Raw genomic sequence first — 19,723 nt, 5'->3', positions numbered from 1 at the left:
TTACTATACTTTTGCTCATTTGTATAGGAAATTCGTCACATCATTCAGCATTTCCCGACAAATTACCTGCTGTATCGACTTCAACAGGTACTTGAGGGGCCTCAATTTGCACCTCAGGTTCAAACGTGACTGATCCAATCTTACGGAATTTCTCATACCGATCCTGCTTCAATTGGTCACCAGTCCAGCCTTTCATCTCGTCCAGATGACGAACCAATGCCTCGCTAATTGCAGCCGCAGATTCTTCATAATCCCGATGAGCACCACCGCGTGGCTCAGGGATTATTTCTTCAATGACCTCCATCTCCAGAAGGTCTTTGGCCGTTATTTTCATCGCTTCGGCCGCCTGATCTGCCTTGGATGCATCTTTCCAAAGAATGGACGCAGCACCGTTCGGAGAGATCGCTGAGTAAATCGCATGCTCCAGCATCAACACACGATTACCCACAGCCATAGCCAGGGCCCCGCCGCTTCCGCCTTCGCCGATGACCACTATAATAACAGGCACCGAGAGCTTCGCCATTTCCAGCAGGTTACGGGCAATAGCTTCCGATTGACCTCTCTCTTCAGCAGTATTACCCGGATACGCCCCTTTAGTATCAACGAATGTAATAATTGGACGACCAAATTTGTTCGCTTGCTTCATGAGACGCAGCCCTTTTCGGAATCCTTCTGGATGTGCGCTCCCAAAAAAACGGGCGATATTATCCTTCGTATCTTTCCCCCGCTGTTGGCCGATGACCGTTACTGTTTTTCCGTTTAGCTTCGCCAGTCCGCCAACAACCGCCAGATCGTCTCCGAACATGCGATCACCGTGCAACTCAATGAAATCGGTAAATATCAATTGGATTAAATCCAGTGCCGTCGGACGCTGCTGATGCCGCGCCAGATGCATTTTCTGAGCAGCCGTTATGCCGGTATAAATCTCTTCTTCGAGTCTATGATAACGTTCTTCCAGGCGTGCAATTTCATCAGTGAAGTCGATGCCTTTTTCCTGTCCAAACTGTACGAGCTCTTCGATCTTCTTGCGCATCTCAACCAGAGGCGCTTCATATGGCAACTCACCCGCCATTTAGACCCCTCCTTTTTCACTATGCATGTCTAGAAGCTTGCCAAGGGTGGCTCGAAGTTCTTTACGATGGACCACCATGTCCAGCTGACCGTGCTGCAAATTAAATTCTGCCGTCTGGAAATCATCAGGCAGTTTCTGACGGATCGTCTGCTCAATGACGATTCTACCGGCGAAGCCAAATACAGCTCCCGGCTCGGCGATGATGATATCACCAAGGCTCGCAAAACTGGCCGAAACTCCACCTGTCGTAGGATCGGTAATGACCGAAATATACAATCCGCCCTGTTCATCCAAACGGGACAAAGCCGCACTAGTTTTCGCCATTTGCATAAGGCTAAGAATACTCTCTTGCATCCGGGCACCCCCAGATGTTGAGAAAATGATCAAAGGTAAGCGTTTCTCTGTTGCATGCTCAATCGCACGGGTAATTTTCTCCCCTACAACCGAACCCATACTACCTGTGAAGAAGTCGAAGCTCATGACAGCAACAACCACAGGCAAACCTTCTAAAGTTCCCTCACCCGTAATGACAGCTTCCTTCAGTCCTGACTTCAGGCGCTGTTGTTCCAGTTTGTTACTATATCCAGGGAATTCAAGTGGATCAACTGATACCATATCAGCGTCATACTCCACAAACCCTTGCTCATCTAGAACCATGGCGATACGTTCCATTGCATTCAAACGCATATGGTAGCCGCAAGCCGGACATACTTTCAGATTTTTTTCCAATTCCTTGCTATATTGAATCGTGCCGCATTTGCTGCACTTGTTCATAAGTCCTTCAGGTATTTCCCGTTTTGGACGTTCTCCAGCTTCCTGACCTTCGCCACGAAGCGCACGCTCGGAAGGTATGGTGGCGTACTTCCGTTTTTTCTGGAATATATCTTTGAACACAACTACACCTCTCCAGCCGTTGATTTGATGGCCGCAACCTGCAGTCCGTTGCATGTAGCAACTTCATCCGCGCGCTGCGGTAAACCGCTTACGACCCATACGCTGCCATGGGCCTTGTCCAGCATTCACAACAAAAAAATCCGCCGGTATAAGGCAAGGATCAGCGGCTTCTGTCAGCACGATTGATGTTACCTGCAATAACCGAAAGATTGTTGCGCTGATGTTTGAATCTGTCTTGGTAGGGTCTCTGGGAGCAATCTGGTCAGTCCTTGTCCTAACAAAAAAAGAAGGAAGGACAGCAGCATACAATACATGCAAGTCGATTCCTCTTTCCGCTTACGCGGTCAGTCCCTTATGTACCATTGGTACTTCTTCATCTGCCAAGGCACGTCTGATATCGAATGAATCAGGAATGCAGAATCGAATTCAGCACTTCCTGAACCTCTTCCAATTCCCCTGAAGGGACGCGAATCTCAAATTGCTGCTTGGATAAACTGATGGGACGGGTCTGTACCAGAAAACCTTCTTCCGAAAGCTTGGTCTTAATCTTGTCCGCAACCTTTGCTGTCGGTGCAATGTAAATCACCGTCCACATGCCATGTCCGCCCCCTAAGCTAATGTTCAGAGCCCGTATATTGGACTAATGATAACATACCTCACTTTTTTTCTGCAAGGAAGGGTTCGGGACCTTTGGGGAGAAAACGAGATCTAGAGGGACATTTGTCCCGCGAGGATAACCGATATGGTTGATGCAATGTTCCTAAGACTTTCTTTATCAAAAAGGAATTCGAGGCCGCTCAGGGCAGCAACAGCCACCCTGGATGACCTTTCATTGAACAAACAAAAGATACCAAATGAATGAAAACACAAATGAAGAAAATCAGATATCCGATGGATATTTCTTGGCTTTAATATTTTTGTGAGCAATTCGGGCAGAAGCAGCAGCGGCGAGCCCGGCAACCAGGTCGTCCAGAAAAACATGTATAGCTGGTCCTGCTTCGTTCAGATCATGAATGACACCAATCTTTTCTTTATCCAGATAACCAAAACTGGTTAAACCGATCATACCATACACATGGGTAATGCCAAGAGCAAGAGTCTCGTCCACTCCATACAGGGATTCATCCGCCTCCATAATTGCCTGCAAAGGCTGCGGCAAAAGGCGTTTCTCAGCAAGCTCGTCGAGGGCTATACCTGTGTACAGCGTATATTGCACCTCACGTTTCTGCAGTACTGATTTCACACTCGTGACACAGTCATCCATAGTCAGTTCCGGGTGGTACCCTTTTTGCAGACGATATACAATTTCCGCGATTGCATCAATCTGTACACCCCGCCGGGCCAGCATGGCTTCTACGATTTCATATGACATATCTCGACCTCCCGCATCGCTCCCCCGAGGACCCCCAGGTCCTTCGGTGTTCTCAAGTGTATGCGGCAAACTTCCAAAATGTTCATAAAAAATGCGGAATGCACATTCGCTTTGATAGTCTGCTTATCCTATAAATTATGTAAAAAGATTCACATATTACATTCTTGCTTGCGTTCAATATCTCCTTCGCCTGCATACCTGATGGAATTGGTAAAATAAATACAAAAAAACCTGCTCGGCAGTTGGCCGAACAGGTTTCATCATTGGAAATAAGAGAGGTGTCCCAAAAGTCATGAGCATGGCTTGAGATACCTTTCAAGTTTTATTCGATTCGGACCTAACGAATCCAGCGCACGTTATTAGCTCCAATTTCCACAGAACTGCGGTTTAACGAATCACAGAGATGTTATTTCGTCATTCTATAAAGTCGTGCCGCAGTTTTGTACCGGAGTAACGTCACTGAAGTTCGTTAAATTTTGCATTTTACGATCATCCGCCTTTAAGGCGCGGTAGATTCGTTAGCGCTTTGAATCGAGAAACAATCTCTTGCGTGACAGCCTATTATTTTATTTTGACCGTGCCCTCACCCAGCATTTTCTCCATCTCGGAGAACAAAGAGGGCGAAGGTTTAATCCGGTAGGCATCACTCAATGCGAGCAGCTTCTGCTGCTGTTCATAGAAGAGCACCGTCGCCACCGGGCCCGAATGCTGCTGAAGCAACTGTTTCAGTCGGGCCAGAAGCTCGGGCTTCTCCGACTGCGGGGTGATCTTCACGAACACCCGCTGCTCCGCCACTCGTGGCCCACGACTCTGCTCCGTGCCGCTAGCGGCCTCAGGGGCCCGACGAGCCACGGAAGCGGCCCCATTGGCATCGGCCGCCCCAGATCCACCCCCAGCGCTGTGCGACGCTGCCGGACCCTGGCCTCCGCTGCTGCGCTGAGCTCCAGCATTCACGCCTGCGCTGCTGCGTGCAGCTACGGCTCCCGCGCCGCTCGCCTGCCGTGGCGGAGCCGCCGGGCGCGAAGCACTGCCGCCGCCGGGCTTGCCGCGCCGTTCGCGGCTGCGCAGCTGCTGTTCCAGTGCCGCCGGTGACAACGGCGCCACTTCCTCAGCCAGCAGCTTGAACCCTTCGTCCTGCTGCTGCACTTTGGCGCGCACGACGAGCAGTTCACCTTTCCCGACATGCTGCTGGCTGCGCCGCCATACTTCGGGAAAGAGAACCACTTCACAGCGTTCAATCTGGTCTTCCAACTCCATGAACGCCATAGCCTTGCCCTGTTTCGTCGTAATCGACTTCACAGACACGACCATCCCGGCTGCCACGGCCATCGTATCGTCAGCCGCTTCCGTCAGCTCCATAATGCGATCTGCGCCGCTGGATTCAAGCACATCTTCATAGTCATCTAATGGATGACCAGATAGATACAAACCTAACAGCTCACGTTCCAACTCCAATTGCTGACTCCCGGAATAAGGCGGAATTTGAGGATATTCAATCTCCCAGTTCGGCGTCTCGACAAAATCAAACAATTGAATTTGCAGATCCTCGCGTTCTTTGCGCCATTTCAAAGCCGCTTCCACAGTCTCATCCAGCATGGCAAGTAATTGGGCACGGTGCCCAGGCAATGTGTCAAAGGCTCCCGCCTGAATAAGCGATTCAATTACACGTTTGTTGCATACCCGCAAATCGACGCGACGACAAAAATCGAGCAAACTGTCGAACGGTCTTTCCTGCCGTACAATCATAATACTTTCCATCGCCTGGGTGCCTACATTTTTCACCGCAGCCAGACCGAAACGTATCGCCCCGGTTGCTGTATCTGCATCAGAGTTCTGATTCGACAATCCATCTTTCTCCTGTACAGCAGACATTTCATGCTGTTCAGAATGCGAGGACTCCTCTTCCCCAGTTCCATGCAGACGTTCTGCTGTAGAAACAGTCACTACGCCCGAATTAATCCGATCCTCGGACTGCTCTGGCACAGCCGTCGCTGCCTGCCACTCATAGGCACTACCGTCTTCGTCTGGTGAGGGACCCGGGTCATCTGGTAGAGGTGCTTCACCGTACTCCGCTTGTCCGGAATAATGATCATCAACATGTATGGCATGTTCCATCGTAGAACTTGCTGTACCGTCCTCCCCATGTTCTCCCTCTAAACGTTGGGTTTCCGCCGCTTGTCCAGCCTTTGTTCTGTTGGATGATCCAAGTACAGGTGTAAACAGAATGCCGCTCTCATTCACATCTGGTGGAAGTACTTCAATATCCATGCGACGGCATTCCACAACGTACTCCGCTACTTTGCGGTGACTGCCCATAACGGCTGTTAACATCGATGCCATAAAATGAATGGGATAATGTGCTTTCAGATAAGCCGTCTGGAAAGCAAGCACGCCATACGCAGCGGCATGAGCACGCGGGAAACCGTAGTTGGCAAACTTGACGATCATGTCATAGACCAGGTCTGCCTCCGCTTCACTGTATCCTTGCTTAAGACTGCCCTGGACAAAATGTCCACGTTCGAGATCCAGTACTTCCCGTTTCTTCTTGGAAACCGCTCTACGGAGCAAATCCGCTTCGCCGAGAGAGAAGCCCGCCATCCGGGAAGCAATCTGCATAATTTGTTCCTGATATACAATGATGCCGTACGTATCCTTGAGGATGGACTCCAGATCCGCATGCGGGTAATCCACTTCGATCTGTCCATGTTTGCCCTGAATGTATTTGGAGATGAATTCCATTGGGCCCGGACGATACAAGGCCAGCACGGAAATAATATCTTCAAATACACTTGGCTTCAGCTCCTTCAGGACACGACGCACTCCTGCGGATTCAAGCTGGAATATCCCCATCGTGTCGCCTCGACCAAGCATCTCATATGTGAGTGCGTCGTCATCCGGAATATGACGAAAATCCGGAATTTCGCCATTTTCCCCAATCCAGCGCAGACAGCGTTCAATAATTGAAAGGGTACGCAGACCGAGGAAGTCCATTTTGAGCAGTCCAATAGACTCCAGGTTTTCCATGGAATATTGCGTTAAGGCCGTTCCCTCACTGCCCTCCTGAAGCGGAACAGCATCCGTCAGCGGATCACGGGAGATGACAACCCCCGCCGCATGTGTGGAAGCATGACGAGGCATACCTTCCACCTTCATGGCCATATCGAGCAATTCACGTGTTTTCGGCTTGGTCTCATACAAAGCCTTTAGTTCAGGGGTGGCTTCCATTGCCCGCTGAATGTTAATACCAAGCTGTGCAGGAATCAGCTTCGCTGCCTTGTCCACCTCGCCGTAAGGCACATTCAGTGCACGTCCGACGTCCCGAACGGCTGCACGGGCAGCCATCGTACCAAAGGTAATGATCTGGGCGACATGGGCTTTGCCATATTTTTTCGCCACATATTCAATGACTTCGTCCCTACGTTCATCGCTGAAGTCGATATCAATATCCGGCATGGAGATCCGTTCCGGATTCAAAAACCGCTCGAAGAGCAGGTTATACTTCATGGGATCAACGTCTGTAATACGCAAGGTATAGGCAACCAGACTACCTGCCGAGGAGCCACGTCCCGGTCCGGTAACAATTCCCTGCTGATGAGAATAGGCGATAAAATCCCACACGATCAGAAAATAATCCGAGAATCCCATACTGTCTATAACCCGGAGCTCATAATCCAGCCGCTGTTCAAGTGCGGCTCTGAGCTCCGAGTCCGTCCAACGTGATGATTCACTATAGCGCTCTTCCATTCCCTCTTCGCACAACTGACGCAGATAGGTAGAAGGACTTTTCCCTTCAGGAAGCGGTCTGTACTCCGGCAAAATGGATTTGCCGAATTCGAGCTGCAACTCACATGACTCCGCGATGCGAACCGTATTCGCCAAAGCCTCGGGCACATGTGGGAACAAACGCGCCATTTCTTGTTCACTCTTGAGATAGAGCTGATTGGTTCCAATGCGCAGCCGATTCTCGTCATCTACCGTTTTCCCTGTTCCGATGCAGATCAACACATCCTGAAGCTCAGCGTCCTCTTCGGACAGATAATGCGCATCATTAGTCGCCACCAATGGAATATCCAGTTCTGCTGCCAGACGAATCAGCTGAGGGTTCACTCTTTTTTGCTCAGATAGCCCATGATCCTGCAGTTCCAGATAGAAATCGGCACCAAAAATATTTTTGTAACGCAGCGCCGCACGCTTTGCCTCTTCCTCTCGTCCATGCAGCAGATGCTGGGGAACCTCGCCTCCCAGACATGCACTTAAACAGATGATACCCTCGTGATGGGCAGCCAGACTCTCCATATCAATACGTGGTTTGTAATGGAAGCCTTCCAAATGTCCGATGGAGCATAGTTTCATCAGATTTTGATAACCCGTCATATTTTTGGCTAGTAAAATCAGATGATGGATCGGCTGATCCTTGCGGCTTCCCCGCTCTTTGCGAGACCCGGCAGTCATATAAGCCTCACATCCAATGATCGGCTTAATTCCCCGCTCGACGCATGCTTTATAGAAAGGAATAGCACCATACATTACACCGTGGTCGGTCAATGCCAGCGTAGTCATTCCGAGATCCGCGGCCTTATTCACGAGATCCGGTATACGCGCAGCGCCGTCCAGCAAACTATATTCACTGTGAACGTGCAAATGCACAAAAGAACTCATGTTTTTTTCTTCCTTTCGCCATGGACAGTCGCATCAACCTTTTTGCATCAGGTTACTGCACTGTCTTCTTCTATCCGTATTTTTCATCCTTCGGTTCAGACCGAAAGTCGTTTTCTGTATTCATGTAAAATGCTCTATTAATGAAATGAATGAAATATAAGGATTCATCCTAATGGAGCGCGTTTTATTATTCTATTTTATCATAACGTTCGGGGGCACGCCCATACAATAGAAGTACAAGCCGCTCCCCCTGTTACGGACCGAAGACAGGAGGTGTGCTGCTGGGTCTGAAAGGGGTGTTGCCGGATGAGCACATTTTTGTCCAAAGCTATTCTTGATTTCTTCATTGCGTTTGGGATCGTGCTGGGCGGCGCGATGATTGGAGGTATAGGAGCGGTGGTCTCTCTCCAGCCTCCGACACAGACGATGCTTGATGTCGCTGGGAAAATTAAAATTTGGGCGCTCGCAGCGGCCGTTGGCGGTACAATCGATCCGATGCGGGTGATCGAAAGCAACGTGCTGGACGGCAATCTGTCTCCGGCAGTCAAACAAATTTTGTACTTGATATCCGCCTTTATGGGCGCACACATGGGTACTGAACTGGTGAAATGGGTTTGCGGTGGAGGACGGGGTTAGCATGACTCCAGGACAGCGCCCATGAGAATCCCGCCTTTTTCACGTTACCGCCCGCTTATGCGCATGACTGCTGTCTTTGTTCTGGGAATGATCGCCGGTTGTGTCGTGTACAACGGTGTATTTCACCTGAGTTACAACGAGTTGTGGCTCAACAATCAGGAGTTGCAGCTTCAGCTGCATCAGAATGAGGAGGATATTAAAACGCTGAAAAAATACAGTAAACGCCAAACCGTCATCAAGGAAATCAAGGTCCGTGCAGAAGACTCTGACAAAGGTCCGGACGAGGCCTCCCTAAAAGTGATGTTGCAGAAACTGGGGGATGAACTTGAGGTGCTCCGGGGTCGCGACGTCTTCAATATCGATGAGTACAGCAAAATGACGCGGATTATGCTGAACCAAAAAGTGTATACGGTCAGAGAAAAGGAATATACCGTCCAGGTGAAAACGATGCTGGTGATGGAAGGTGTGCTGCAAGTTTGGGTACAGATTCGGATGCACGTTCCGGCTTAGGAAATGGATGACAGCCCCGGAAAAAAACTGCCCTTGCCCTCTGCCTGCATGGTACAATAAGGGCAGTAAATGCTTTCCAGAAAAGGAGCTGCGTCTTTGTGTTCATCGATGTACTCAAATATGCCCTAATCGCCATCTTTGCCCTGGCCATGGTCTGTTCAGCTCTGAACAGCATTCGTTCGCGCAGGACCACTGATCCCATCGCCATAGGTCTTTATCGCTCATGGACCAACATCTGGATGGGTAGCATGCTGATTATTCTTTCCCTCATCCTGATGTTTGTGTTTACCGGTTCTACGCTATCCGTCGTTGTGGAAGCGCTATTTCTGATTATAGGAGCGTACAATCTGTTCGCCGGATTACGTAACCGCAGTTACTATGCTCGTCTTCAGCAGCATGCAGACGGTGGAACTGGCAAGACATCCGGACAATCTGCCTGATGCACTTAGCACGATGTCATTGCTTTTTGCCAAAAAGAGAGTATCCTCATCTATCGAACAAGCCTGAACCATGCCGATTTCGGGGTACAGTTCGCTCTTTCGATAAGAGGATACTCTCTTTTTCTAGGCATGGTCAATGGATTGTAGGGTCATTACCGCTTTGCATACAACATTCCCATCACGGGAAATGACAATATCCATTTTGCAGGTCCGACGACTTGTCTCCAAAATAATGGGACGAACCAGAATCTGATCTTCAATCTGTACCGGACGAACAAAATACGTTGTTACATTATCCACGACATGGTCGTTTCCTGTAACATCCCAGGCTGCGCGCCGTCCCGCCTGTGTCATCACATTCAGCAGAACGCCTTCCGAGATGGTACCAAGGTCTGTCGCCATCTGCGGAATGATGAATCCGTGGAAAAACAATTCGTTCTGCTCTCCGCGCTCTTCCGCAAACCCGTTCCAGATCAGATGATCAAACGTCTCTCCAAGCTGTGGCTGCTTCTGTGCATCACGCATCGCCTGCAATACTTCCTTACGTGTGACGGATGCAATCAGTTTACGGTTCCGATCTACAATCGGCAGGAAGTCAATGCCTTCCCACGTCATGATCTGTGCAGCCGAAGCCAGTGAGGTTTGCAGCGAAGCTGTGATCGGGCGGCGTACGACACACTTCTCAATACTCTGATCCTCTTTTAACTCGCTCACATCTTTCAGACTCACAATACCGATAACCCGGTTCCATTCATCTACTACCGGGAAGCGATGCTCTCCCGTTTCTGAAACCAGCAGATGAAAATCCGCAGCTGAACTGGTCACCTTAAGCACCTGAATGCGGGGTTTCTGACCGATGATATCCTCTACCAACATAATCTTTTTCTTAATCAGTCGATCAAAGATCGCACGGTTAATCATTGAAGCCACTGTGAACGTATCATGTCGGGAGGAAATGATGGGCAGACCCAAATCATCAGCCATCACTCTCACTTCACGGCTTGTACCGAAGCCACCTGTAATTAATACACCTGCGCCCTGTTCGAGGGCAAGGGAGTGTGCATTATCCCGGTTACCAACAATCAACAGGCTTCCCGCGTCAATGTAACGGGCCATGGCCTGCTCTTTCATCGCACCGATCACGTACTTGTGAAGCGGTTTGGCAAGACCGTCACTTCCACCCAGCACATGACCTTCGACGATGGTTACCACATCGGCAAAAGTCAACTGCTCGGTCATACCGCGAGGTCTTTTCTCGATCCGCACCGTTCCAATTCGTTCCTTGGTCACGACCAGGCCGAAGTTCTCTGCCTCTTTTACCGCACGATATGCTGTTCCTTCGCTTACGCCCAGCTCCCGTGCCAGTCCGCGCACCGATATTTTACTGCCTACCTTCAGTTGTTCAATATGTTGAAGCAATTGTTCGTGCTTCGTCACGTTTTCTTCCTGTCCGTCCATCTGTACCACCCCCGAAGATGCATCTGTACTATTCTGTATCTATTATAACACGACCTTAGGAAAATAACCCCATTCTACGTACCTTTCTCCTAAAGAACCTCGCTACATGGATCTGAATAATCGGAGCAGCAAATTACGGGTATAAAAAAAGACCGGTTCCTTTTATGCCAAAGGGAATCCGGCCTTACTTAGACAGATAGAACCATCTCTATTACCATGTCGTATGTGATCCAAACCTTATACAGATTTGCTCTGCTCCTGCTTGTCCACCAGTTTCATCTCCCACTGCCGCAGCTTTGCCCGTCGAACAGCTTCCAGTGCACGCTTCTTCTCTTCATCCACACCAAGAATAAAATGCAGATGTGCACCAATGATTAATAACGAGAACAGCACCCATACGATGCCAAAAATATTAACCCAGTCCATTCCACCAGCAAAGGAAATCCGCGGCAACGCAATAACCAGCATCGACAACGCGATAACCAGATAGATCACATGTTTTGCTTTCTTTAACCTTTTCACCATTCACAGCTCCTTCATTCTTGATCGACTCTATATGTCTAGTCTATGAACGATAAGGAGCTAATATGAGAGGTTCAGGCAAAAAAACGGGACAAGGTTTAGGTTTAGGTTTAGGTTTAGGTTTAGGCTTCAGCGCCACCGTACAGATGACCCAGGCTGTCTGCAATAATTTTGTTCACGTCTTCGATAATGACACTCAGGCGACGTTCAGCGTCAAACAGACGACGGATATTCAGGTTCAGGCTCAATACTTCGAACAGTTTCTCCATTTTCTCCATTTCGTCCGGTGCAGGCATATCCCCACTCATCATACGTTGTTGCAATTCCATCTGTTGATCACGAAAATTATCCAGCATAGCCTTTGCTTCCGGATCTACTTCGATCAGCTTCATCGCAGAAGTAATTTCTTCCACCTCGCTGCTTTCTCTCAGTGCTTTGGCCAAATCATTGGCTTTGTCATAAATGTTCACTATAATTCCTCCTCAAATTGGGTTGTTCTTCTGTTATTCATTCGTATTCATTCGCATTCTCATCGCAACGTTCACCCGTGTTAATACACGTATTTCACTTCCGTCAAACAAAGGTTGCGGAAACATGCCATCCATTACCTACCGAACATCAAATGCATTTAATCCAAATGGGTCAATCACCAAGGGTTATATGTCCTCATATGATGAAGCACATGCCATGTTCAGATGCCGTTCAACTTCGAGATCAGACATCAAGTTGCCGCCCGGAAGGAGATCCGTGATGTCCACTAAAAAAGTAACGATTCAGGTTACCGGCTCGGGCATCCTGCAGGACGACGTCATCATGCTCGGTGAAGGGCTGCTCAAGGCGCTTAAAATCCCTTCGGGAAGGCCGCTTCAGCTGCAATTCGGCTCTTTCCGCCGTGAAGTTACTGTCATCCCTGTTCCCAGGTATGACGGTCTGCGCATCAATCAGACGGTAGCCAGCAAGACCGGCCTTGTTTCCCGTTCGGTCCTGAGCATATCTTATCGTTCAACCAGCCGTACTTTGCGTCTTGGACCCTACATCAGTGTATTGGTCAGCCAGGATTACCCCGATCAGCCCGATCGGCCCTTTGGCTCCATCACGATGTTCTGTCAAGAACTGGTGAACGCCTGCCGGAAGAAGGGCGCCTATGTATCCTTTTTCACACCGGAGGATATTGGAGCGGTAACGGGTTATATGAAAGGCTGGGTGTATGATGACGGCTGGAAAAAGACCGTTCTGCCTATAGCAGACGTCGTCAATAACCGGCTGACGTCCCGTAAGCTTGAGAACAAACCTAGCGTACAGCATTTTATGAAAGAAGTAAAATCGCTCTACGGTACACAAACCTTCAACGAAAAGTTTCTGGACAAAAATGAAGTATTCGATGCCTTGAAGTCCATTTCAACACTGAAGAGGGTACTACCCGAATCCCATTTGCTCAAAGCTTCCGCCACACTCAAAACGATGTGCAATCGATATCCGGTTGTCTTTCTGAAGCCTGTTCGCGGGTCGCTTGGCAAAGGTATCATCCGGGTCTCTCGTCAAAGCGACGGCAGCTTCCTCACCCTCGCTACAAGCGTTGGGGGGACCCGAAAACAAACGTATGCTTCTCTGGATAAACTGTATGCCAGTCTGTCTGGGAAAATGAAAACAACGCGCTACCAGATCCAACAGGGTCTTTCCCTGATTGATAACAGCGGCAGACCCGTAGACTTCCGTGCGCTTGTGCAAAAAAACCGTACGGGCAAATGGAGTGTCACTTCCATCGTCGCACGTATTGCAGGCGGCAGTCACTATGTATCCAACCTGGCACGAGGTGGAAGTCTCAGCACCGTCAAGGAAGCTGTAGCCAAAACCCAATTATCCTCATCAGCCAAAGCTTCTGCGTATGCAGGATTGCATACGGCGGCGCTGGATATCGCCAAAGGCATTGAAGGTGCCATCCCCGCCCATTTCGGTGAACTCGGCATCGACCTTGCCTTGGACACCAGCGGAAGGGTCTGGCTGCTTGAAGTAAACTCCAAACCATCCAAGAACGATAATACGCCACTTAGCGAGAGCAAAATCCGGCCTTCGGTCAAAGCGATGCTGGAATACTCCACCTATCTGGCCGGATTCTGAAGAGTCATCCATTAGAGGAGGTGCAGCGGCATGTTCCTGCAACATCAGACAAACACACTAGCCATCCTGGTTCGGGCAACAGAAGGCTCGCCTCCTTTCGTGGATGAACTCTTCTGTCGTCGTCTCAGTTTGGAAAGCGACCGTTACGGCCTAAATATCATTGTGCTGGCCGTAGCGAATAACCCCAGCGTATCTCGGCTCACACAGGGCTATGTATTTGACAGAGGAGAATGGAACATCGTGCCTCTTCCTGCTGTGGACCTAATCATGGACCGCTGTCTGCTGCCACTTCCCAGAACATTCAAACAGCAGCTTCAGCAGCTAGTTTCCTCAGGCAACGGACACCACGGTCGTTACTGGTCTGCTTCCTTGCCTGGTAAATGGAAGGTATATCGCGCTTTGTCTACTGATATAAGACTGCGTGCTCTTCTTGCGCCTACGACACTTCTTCAGTCGGATACCCGATGGGAGAAATGGCTAGAGCGCTGGCCGAAAGGCATTTTCTTCAAACCTGTATCGGGCACCCATGGTAAAGATACGTTTCGCCTTTATCGCGAAGATCACCACACCTCCTGGATTATGGAGGGCAGAAATACTCGCAATGAATTGATTCACCGTACATTTGAGCATCGCCAGGATGTCTCTGCCTGGCTGGATTCACACAAGGCCGGTAAAAAGATGATCTTACAGCCGTACCTGGAACTGAGTCATCACGGACGACCATTCGACATTAGGGCCTTGATGCAAAAAAATGGGCAAGGACGCTGGTCTCTAACCGGATGTATGGTACGGGAAGGGCCGGCTGGCTCACTCACTTCCAATTTGCATGGAGGGGGAAAGGCGTACCCTGTGCATCCTTATCTGCTGGAACGATATGGGAGCAAGCAAACCAGCACTCTGCTGGAGAAGATCAGGCAGGCTGCTGCCCGCATCCCTACCCTGTTGGAAAGCCAATTTGGCAGACTGGCCGAACTGGGTCTTGATTTCGGAGCAGATGTTCAGGGTCGCCTCTGGCTGATCGAAGTGAATTCGAGACCGGGACGTTCCTCATTCGCAGAGGCGGTTGACCCCCGTATGCACAGTCTGACCTACACCCAGCCGCTTGCCTATGCCCGTTATTTGCTGCAACAACATGTTCTCACGGACGTGAAGCGTCCAATGAAAATGCCGAATACATCCAGCACAGCTGGCCTGAAACCCATCCCGATTCACGGCGGTTGAGGCACGCAGCGCCCCGCTGCCATGGAGCCGAAGGATCTTTTCAGGATAGGAGGATAAATCATGAGTTTGACCTTTTGCAATCTGCATTTCACACAGCAACCGGATAAAGTGGTTTATGTATCCAACGCATTAATGAAAAGCCTAAATCTAACCGGCAAAAAAACGATTCATCTGCGGTTTGGTCGTGACAGGGTGCCCGCAACCATCAAACCGATCAAAAAGGCTGGCAAACATCTCTATCTCGCTTCTGGCATACGCAATCTGATGAACGTTCCGAAACGGGGCAGCATCTACCTCCGCAACTTGCAGAACGATGAAGTCCAGTTGGGTCCACTGATTGGCGTGCTGTCTGACGGACCTTCGTCTGGCTCCAATCCGTTTGGTTCCCGTACCGGTTTTATCAAGCAGTTGCTTCGCGAAGGCAGCCGTAAATCCTATATTTATGCGTTCACTCCAAGAGATATCAACTGGCAGAACGAAACGGTATCCGGTTTTTTCCTTAACGACAATGGAAGCTTCAGTCGCAAAACCGTACCTCTGCCAGACGTCGTGTATAATCGGTTACCCAGCCGCCGCTCTGACTTCTCACCAGCGATCAACCAACTGCGGGAGCGATTCATTCGCCGCAAAATCCCTTTCTTTAACTGGAGTTTCTTTAACAAATCAGATATCTACAATTTGCTGGAGAATGACCCGGCAGCAGGGAGATATATACCTGAGTCCATCACCAACCCGACGGTAGAGCAGATGAAAGAAATGCTGGAACGCCATCAGTTTGTCTATTACAAACCAACAGCGGGAAGTCTGGGCAACGGTATCTATCGATTGACCTACTCTCCCAAACGTGGATATTTTGCCCGATATCGCAAAAAAAGCGGCAACGCACTTCTGCGCTTCGGCTCATTTAACAGCCTGATGCGCATGCTTCAAGGCAGACATGGCAAACAACTTCGCGGTTATGTTGTTCAACAAGGCATCCGGCTTATTGAGATTGACGAATGCCCCATTGATTTTCGTTTTCACATGCACAAGAATGGCAACAATCAATGGGTCGTCGTTGGCATCGGCGCCAAAAAAGCTGGTCGCGGCAGTGTAACCACACATATCAAAAACGGCGGCTCCCTGATGACACCTGAGCAGGCACTCAAACGAAACTTTGGTGACCGCTCTGGAGAAGTGCTTCAGCATGCCAAATCTGTCGCTATTACACTGGCCCAGGCGATTGAAACCCAGCACCAGCATCTGATTGGTGAGATTGGCTTTGATCTGGGCATTGATCAGGAGGAACATGTATGGATGTTCGAAGCGAACGCCAAACCCGGCCGCTCCATTTTCCGTCACCCTTCGCTGCGGCTGGAAGGAAAATCATCAGTGGAGCACATCCTGGAACATTGCCTGTATTTGAGCAAATTCCGGAAGAAAGACGGCATTTGATGAGCTTGCAGGATGATTTTAGACCCGTTATTGCTATCCTGACCATGCATGATGATCAACGGATGTTCAGAGGAAACCATCAAAACTTCCTGGATATTGTGCAGACGGGCGAAAATATGGGATATGTGGTGTACGTCGTGACTGTAAGAGATTTAAACGTGAGCGGCCCCACCGTAAAAGGATACACTTACAACAATGGGAGTGGGAGATGGACTTCACAGTCCTTCCCCCTTCCCCATGTACTCTACAATCGGATTCCCAACCGGGAAGATGAACGCAAATCTTCAGTACAGCGAAAAATTGAAGAATGCATGCATTCTGGAATCGAACTGTATAACCCGTTTTTTTTCAATAAATGGAATCTGTTCGAATGGCTTAAGAAATCCAAATCCACCCAGCAGCTGGTCCCCCATACTCGCCGGATGCGAACAGCAACTGCTCTCGGGACGGTGCTGCGATCACATCCCTACCTATATCTGAAACCAGAGAGCGGCAAGGCCGGCAAAGGCATCATGATGCTCAAGTTCCAGGAAAAAGAACGTCTTCCTTACCGACTTAAAATACAGAGTACCCGAAAAAGCACCACGTACAAAGCAGCAACCCTTTCCAAGTTATGGGCAAGAATTCGCAAGGAGACCGGACACACGCCCTATATCATGCAACAGGGTATTGAGCTGGCGTCATCTCACAAGCGCCCATTCGATCTCAGGGTACTCGTGCAGAAAAACGGCAAGGGACAGTGGAGCGTAACCGGTGTTGGCGCCCGTCTCGCTGGCTCCCGAAGCATTACCACCCACGTTCCGCGTGGAGGTACGGTGGAGGACCCGGAGAAGCTGCTCACCGATCTCTTCGGGGAAGAAATGTCGAATACACTGATGAAGCGGGTGAAGTCCACTTCATTGTTGATCGCGAGACAAGTGGAACGAGGCTCAGGGCATACGCTCGGTGAGATGTCCATGGACCTGGGCATTGACGATCTGGGCGAGATCTGGTTCTTTGAAGCGAATGCAAAGCCGATGAAGTTCGATGAACCGCAGATTCGGCGGAAGTCACTGGAACGTATTTTTCAGTACAGCGCCTACCTTGCCCGTCAGTCCAAACGATGATGAACAGGAATAACAGCAAAAGAAGGTGATTGTTTGTGTCCTCACCTGTTCTGGGCATTATGACGTTGTACTTAAATGAACATCGCGCTCTGGAAGAACGGAGCATATACCGCAGAATGATCCTTGAAGGGCGCAAGCGGGGACTCGATATATATGTGTTCACACCTGCCGATGTACATCCAGGAGGCAAACAGATTGAGGCCATGGTCTTTCATTCAGGAAAAGGCTGGTCCCGGGAATGGCGTTCATTCCCGGATATCATCTTCGACCGTTGCCGCATACAGCGCAATCGCAGATTCCAGCAGCTGCTTGCCTTTCGGCAAAGGTATGGTCACTTGCTCTTTCTCAACCGCCCATTGCGTAATAAGTGGACCATCCATCAGACACTCTCGGCGAAATCAGCCTTTCGTGAGCATTTGCCCGACACTTTTCTGTATCAGGATATGTCCGACGTCAATCGAATGCTGAAGGCCTCCTCCCTGCTCTACCTGAAGCCCATTAATGGAACCGGAGGGCGCGGAATTCTCCGCATTGAACGCAGTGGCAGCGAGGCCAATACAGTTCTCGTACAAGGACGGGACCAGAAGCGGCGGATCATCACCCCGCGTAAAGTCCATCTGTCACGCTTGGGTTCACTTCTCCAGAACTGGAATATGAAAGACAAATATCTGGTTCAACAGGGGATTCAACTCCAGCTTCCGAATGGCCGTGTTCATGATTATCGAATGCTGGTCCAGAAGAACGGCGAAGGACAGTGGGAATTGACCGGATGTGCCGGACGGATGGGTGCGGAGAAAAGTGTTACCTCTAATCTGCATGGTGGTGGTCAGGCCATAGCGATGCACAAACTGATGAAACAATGGATCACGGATGAGAAGCAGCGAACAGAAATTTACGCAACGGCCGAGAAATTCGGGATTGATGTAGCTACGTTTCTGGAAAACACCTATGGCAACTTGTGTGAATTGGCTCTCGATTTGGCGATTGACAAGAGCGGGCACATCTATCTGCTTGAAGTGAATCCAAAGCCTGCGCGTGAGGTGTTTGCCCGCATTGGTGAGAATGATATCTATTCCAAAGCGATCACCCAACCATTGGAGTACGCCTTGTGGGTGTACCGCAATCATGCAAATACAATTCGTCCCCCTCGGGGGGTGAAGGTAACTAAACCGGTCAAACGCGTAAAAGGTAAATCCGCCACCCTCAAAAGAACCAGAGGATCCCGGTGATGACCGTCAGACTTCATTGGTAGTGAACCAAATCCTCCTTGAACTAAAAAACCGACCACTCCAATGTCCGAATGGACTAGGGGTGGTCGTTTTTTTGGGTTTTGTTCTACTCGGCTTCCCGATACAAACGAAGCAGTTCCGTAAAATCAGAGATCAGTACATCTGATCCTGCCAGTTCTTCGTCCCGTCCGAATCCTGCATAGGCACAGCCGATGACGGTCTGGTTATTCATTTTGCCTGCCTCCACATCCGAAGAGCGATCCCCTACCATCCATGCATCCTGAATCCGATGCTTCTCAAGCAGGATCTGAACCAAGTTAACTTTGGAAGGGGTCTTGTACTGTCCAGCACTATACACGCCTTCAAAGAGCGGCATAATCTCATGGGCAAAGGCCACGCCTTTGACATAGTCCTCCAGCCCGTTGCTGGCGACAAACAACCGCACACCCTGTTCTTTCAACGCTTTCAGCGTCTCTTTTACTTGTGGGTACAGCTGCGAGCTTCCCCCATCCAACCCTTCAATCTCCAACTGAAGCAGCAATTCGTCTGCACGTCGATGGGCCGCAACTGAAGCTTCGGGCATAACTACTTTCCATATATCCTCTAGCAACATCCCCAGGCTTCCCAGCATTCGTTCTTCAGGAGGAGTCTCTCCCTCAAAATGCCCTTCGGCCCGCAATGTATCAAACAGCTGATGATAGGCTGGCAACAACAGAGTTTCCGTCTGAAACAAAGTACCATCCATATCAAAAATCATCGCTTCCGGTTTACGCAATACCGTCTCTTTTGTCATGTCCAATGTTCCTTTCGGATTGGGATATGTATTCGGAATCGTTCCCCTTCCATGATAAACATAAACGTTTGGCAGTGTAAACCGCGCAATGTAAAACATCTGTATCGTCGACGCCATACAAAATCCACAAACATTATACTTAAATTAAACAAACTATATACAAGTAAACATCCTTTAAGTATAATACTGAAAATAGTTCTTTAGACACCACACCTAAAGGACTATAATAGCTATTGTTCAAGTTTTTTCGACAAATACA

The 19,723-nt window shown here is 49.5% G+C and carries 17 protein-coding genes; 8 read left to right on the top strand and 9 right to left on the bottom strand.

The window, feature by feature from the left end; all coding sequences use genetic code 11:
- Positions 1-40: 40 nt before the first annotated feature.
- The 5 genes from AC4PM4_RS19280 to AC4PM4_RS19260 all read right to left on the bottom strand — a co-directional run bounded on the left by AC4PM4_RS19280 (position 41) and on the right by AC4PM4_RS19260 (position 7,997).
- The gene (locus AC4PM4_RS19280; protein WP_063568088.1) at positions 41-1,072 is read right to left on the bottom strand and encodes an acetyl-CoA carboxylase carboxyltransferase subunit alpha; all 1,032 of its coding nucleotides are present in this window, start codon (positions 1,070-1,072) and stop codon (positions 41-43) included.
- The gene (accD, locus tag AC4PM4_RS19275) at positions 1,073-1,966 is read right to left on the bottom strand and encodes an acetyl-CoA carboxylase, carboxyltransferase subunit beta (RefSeq protein WP_063568087.1); all 894 of its coding nucleotides are present in this window, start codon (positions 1,964-1,966) and stop codon (positions 1,073-1,075) included.
- A gap of 406 nt (positions 1,967-2,372) precedes the next feature.
- Positions 2,373-2,561 (bottom strand): hypothetical protein, encoded by a 189-nt coding sequence (locus AC4PM4_RS19270; RefSeq protein ID WP_017689496.1) that lies wholly within the window; start codon positions 2,559-2,561, stop codon positions 2,373-2,375.
- Positions 2,562-2,846: 285 nt separating this feature from the next.
- A complete protein-coding gene (locus AC4PM4_RS19265) occupies positions 2,847-3,338 on the bottom strand; it encodes a phosphatidylglycerophosphatase A family protein (protein ID WP_024629130.1) in 492 nt (163 codons plus the stop codon).
- 561 nt (positions 3,339-3,899) lie between these two features.
- Positions 3,900-7,997 carry a DNA polymerase III subunit alpha gene (locus AC4PM4_RS19260; protein WP_274570353.1) on the bottom strand — a complete coding sequence of 1,366 codons (4,098 nt, stop codon included), beginning with the start codon at positions 7,995-7,997 and terminating at the stop codon, positions 3,900-3,902.
- Positions 7,998-8,303: 306 nt separating this feature from the next.
- On the opposite strand from AC4PM4_RS19260, the gene AC4PM4_RS19255 reads away from it, so the two are divergent.
- From AC4PM4_RS19255 to AC4PM4_RS19245, 3 genes are all read left to right on the top strand, one after another.
- Positions 8,304-8,633 carry a YtrH family sporulation protein gene (locus AC4PM4_RS19255; RefSeq protein WP_024629128.1) on the top strand — a complete coding sequence of 110 codons (330 nt, stop codon included), beginning with the start codon at positions 8,304-8,306 and terminating at the stop codon, positions 8,631-8,633.
- A 21-nt stretch (positions 8,634-8,654) separates the two neighbouring features.
- The gene (locus AC4PM4_RS19250; protein ID WP_063564310.1) at positions 8,655-9,143 is read left to right on the top strand and encodes a sporulation membrane protein YtrI; all 489 of its coding nucleotides are present in this window, start codon (positions 8,655-8,657) and stop codon (positions 9,141-9,143) included.
- Positions 9,144-9,241: 98 nt separating this feature from the next.
- Positions 9,242-9,583, top strand: a complete 342-nt coding sequence (locus tag AC4PM4_RS19245) for a YtpI family protein (RefSeq protein ID WP_244552145.1) — start codon at positions 9,242-9,244, stop codon at positions 9,581-9,583.
- Between the two features lie 123 nt (positions 9,584-9,706).
- On the opposite strand, the gene AC4PM4_RS19240 is transcribed toward AC4PM4_RS19245, so the two are convergent.
- The 3 genes from AC4PM4_RS19240 to AC4PM4_RS19230 all read right to left on the bottom strand — a co-directional run bounded on the left by AC4PM4_RS19240 (position 9,707) and on the right by AC4PM4_RS19230 (position 12,033).
- Entirely contained in the window at positions 9,707-11,041 is a 1,335-nt protein-coding gene (locus AC4PM4_RS19240; RefSeq protein ID WP_274570352.1) for a DRTGG domain-containing protein, read from the bottom strand.
- A gap of 237 nt (positions 11,042-11,278) precedes the next feature.
- Positions 11,279-11,566: a hypothetical protein gene (locus AC4PM4_RS19235; RefSeq protein ID WP_063564309.1), complete on the bottom strand. Its 288-nt coding sequence runs from the start codon at positions 11,564-11,566 to the stop codon at positions 11,279-11,281.
- 119 nt (positions 11,567-11,685) lie between these two features.
- Positions 11,686-12,033, bottom strand: a complete 348-nt coding sequence (locus AC4PM4_RS19230; RefSeq protein ID WP_024629123.1) for a YlbF/YmcA family competence regulator — start codon at positions 12,031-12,033, stop codon at positions 11,686-11,688.
- A 280-nt stretch (positions 12,034-12,313) separates the two neighbouring features.
- On the opposite strand from AC4PM4_RS19230, the gene AC4PM4_RS19225 reads away from it, so the two are divergent.
- Genes AC4PM4_RS19225 through AC4PM4_RS19205 form a run of 5 tightly spaced genes read left to right on the top strand, consistent with a single transcriptional unit; the run spans position 12,314 to position 18,671 of the window.
- The gene (locus AC4PM4_RS19225; protein ID WP_063564308.1) at positions 12,314-13,681 is read left to right on the top strand and encodes a YheC/YheD family endospore coat-associated protein; all 1,368 of its coding nucleotides are present in this window, start codon (positions 12,314-12,316) and stop codon (positions 13,679-13,681) included.
- A gap of 30 nt (positions 13,682-13,711) precedes the next feature.
- Entirely contained in the window at positions 13,712-14,902 is a 1,191-nt protein-coding gene (locus AC4PM4_RS19220; RefSeq protein WP_274570350.1) for a YheC/YheD family endospore coat-associated protein, read from the top strand.
- A gap of 60 nt (positions 14,903-14,962) precedes the next feature.
- Positions 14,963-16,336, top strand: a complete 1,374-nt coding sequence (locus tag AC4PM4_RS19215) for a YheC/YheD family endospore coat-associated protein (RefSeq protein WP_090954515.1) — start codon at positions 14,963-14,965, stop codon at positions 16,334-16,336.
- Complete coding sequence (locus AC4PM4_RS19210; RefSeq protein ID WP_274570508.1) at positions 16,336-17,442, top strand: YheC/YheD family endospore coat-associated protein; 1,107 nt, start codon at positions 16,336-16,338, stop codon at positions 17,440-17,442. The genes AC4PM4_RS19215 and AC4PM4_RS19210 overlap by 1 nt, the downstream gene beginning before the upstream one ends.
- A 35-nt stretch (positions 17,443-17,477) precedes the next feature.
- Positions 17,478-18,671: a YheC/YheD family endospore coat-associated protein gene (locus tag AC4PM4_RS19205; RefSeq protein WP_063564304.1), complete on the top strand. Its 1,194-nt coding sequence runs from the start codon at positions 17,478-17,480 to the stop codon at positions 18,669-18,671.
- Positions 18,672-18,777: 106 nt separating this feature from the next.
- On the opposite strand, the gene AC4PM4_RS19200 is transcribed toward AC4PM4_RS19205, so the two are convergent.
- Complete coding sequence (locus AC4PM4_RS19200; RefSeq protein ID WP_064640984.1) at positions 18,778-19,464, bottom strand: HAD hydrolase-like protein; 687 nt, start codon at positions 19,462-19,464, stop codon at positions 18,778-18,780.
- Positions 19,465-19,723: the final 259 nt, after the last annotated feature.

The organism is Paenibacillus sp. MDV22-iso6 (assembly GCF_058408365.1).
The sequence above is the reverse complement of the archived record's forward strand: the minus strand, read 5'-3'. Positions and strand labels throughout refer to the sequence as shown.

Bases quoted from the DNA above. Each gene is read 5' to 3' on its own strand.
- AC4PM4_RS19280 (WP_063568088.1), bottom strand. From the start codon at position 1,072: ATGGCGGGTGAGTTGCCATATGAAGCGCCTCTGGTTGAGATGCGCAAG.
- AC4PM4_RS19270 (WP_017689496.1), bottom strand. From the start codon at position 2,561: ATGTGGACGGTGATTTACATTGCACCGACAGCAAAGGTTGCGGACAAG.
- AC4PM4_RS19265 (WP_024629130.1), bottom strand. From the start codon at position 3,338: ATGTCATATGAAATCGTAGAAGCCATGCTGGCCCGGCGGGGTGTACAG.
- AC4PM4_RS19260 (WP_274570353.1), bottom strand. From the start codon at position 7,997: ATGAGTTCTTTTGTGCATTTGCACGTTCACAGTGAATATAGTTTGCTG.
- AC4PM4_RS19255 (WP_024629128.1), top strand. From the start codon at position 8,304: ATGAGCACATTTTTGTCCAAAGCTATTCTTGATTTCTTCATTGCGTTT.
- AC4PM4_RS19250 (WP_063564310.1), top strand. From the start codon at position 8,655: ATGAGAATCCCGCCTTTTTCACGTTACCGCCCGCTTATGCGCATGACT.
- AC4PM4_RS19240 (WP_274570352.1), bottom strand. From the start codon at position 11,041: ATGGACGGACAGGAAGAAAACGTGACGAAGCACGAACAATTGCTTCAA.
- AC4PM4_RS19235 (WP_063564309.1), bottom strand. From the start codon at position 11,566: ATGGTGAAAAGGTTAAAGAAAGCAAAACATGTGATCTATCTGGTTATC.
- AC4PM4_RS19225 (WP_063564308.1), top strand. From the start codon at position 12,314: ATGTCCACTAAAAAAGTAACGATTCAGGTTACCGGCTCGGGCATCCTG.
- AC4PM4_RS19220 (WP_274570350.1), top strand. From the start codon at position 13,712: ATGTTCCTGCAACATCAGACAAACACACTAGCCATCCTGGTTCGGGCA.
- AC4PM4_RS19215 (WP_090954515.1), top strand. From the start codon at position 14,963: ATGAGTTTGACCTTTTGCAATCTGCATTTCACACAGCAACCGGATAAA.
- AC4PM4_RS19210 (WP_274570508.1), top strand. From the start codon at position 16,336: ATGAGCTTGCAGGATGATTTTAGACCCGTTATTGCTATCCTGACCATG.
- AC4PM4_RS19200 (WP_064640984.1), bottom strand. From the start codon at position 19,464: ATGACAAAAGAGACGGTATTGCGTAAACCGGAAGCGATGATTTTTGAT.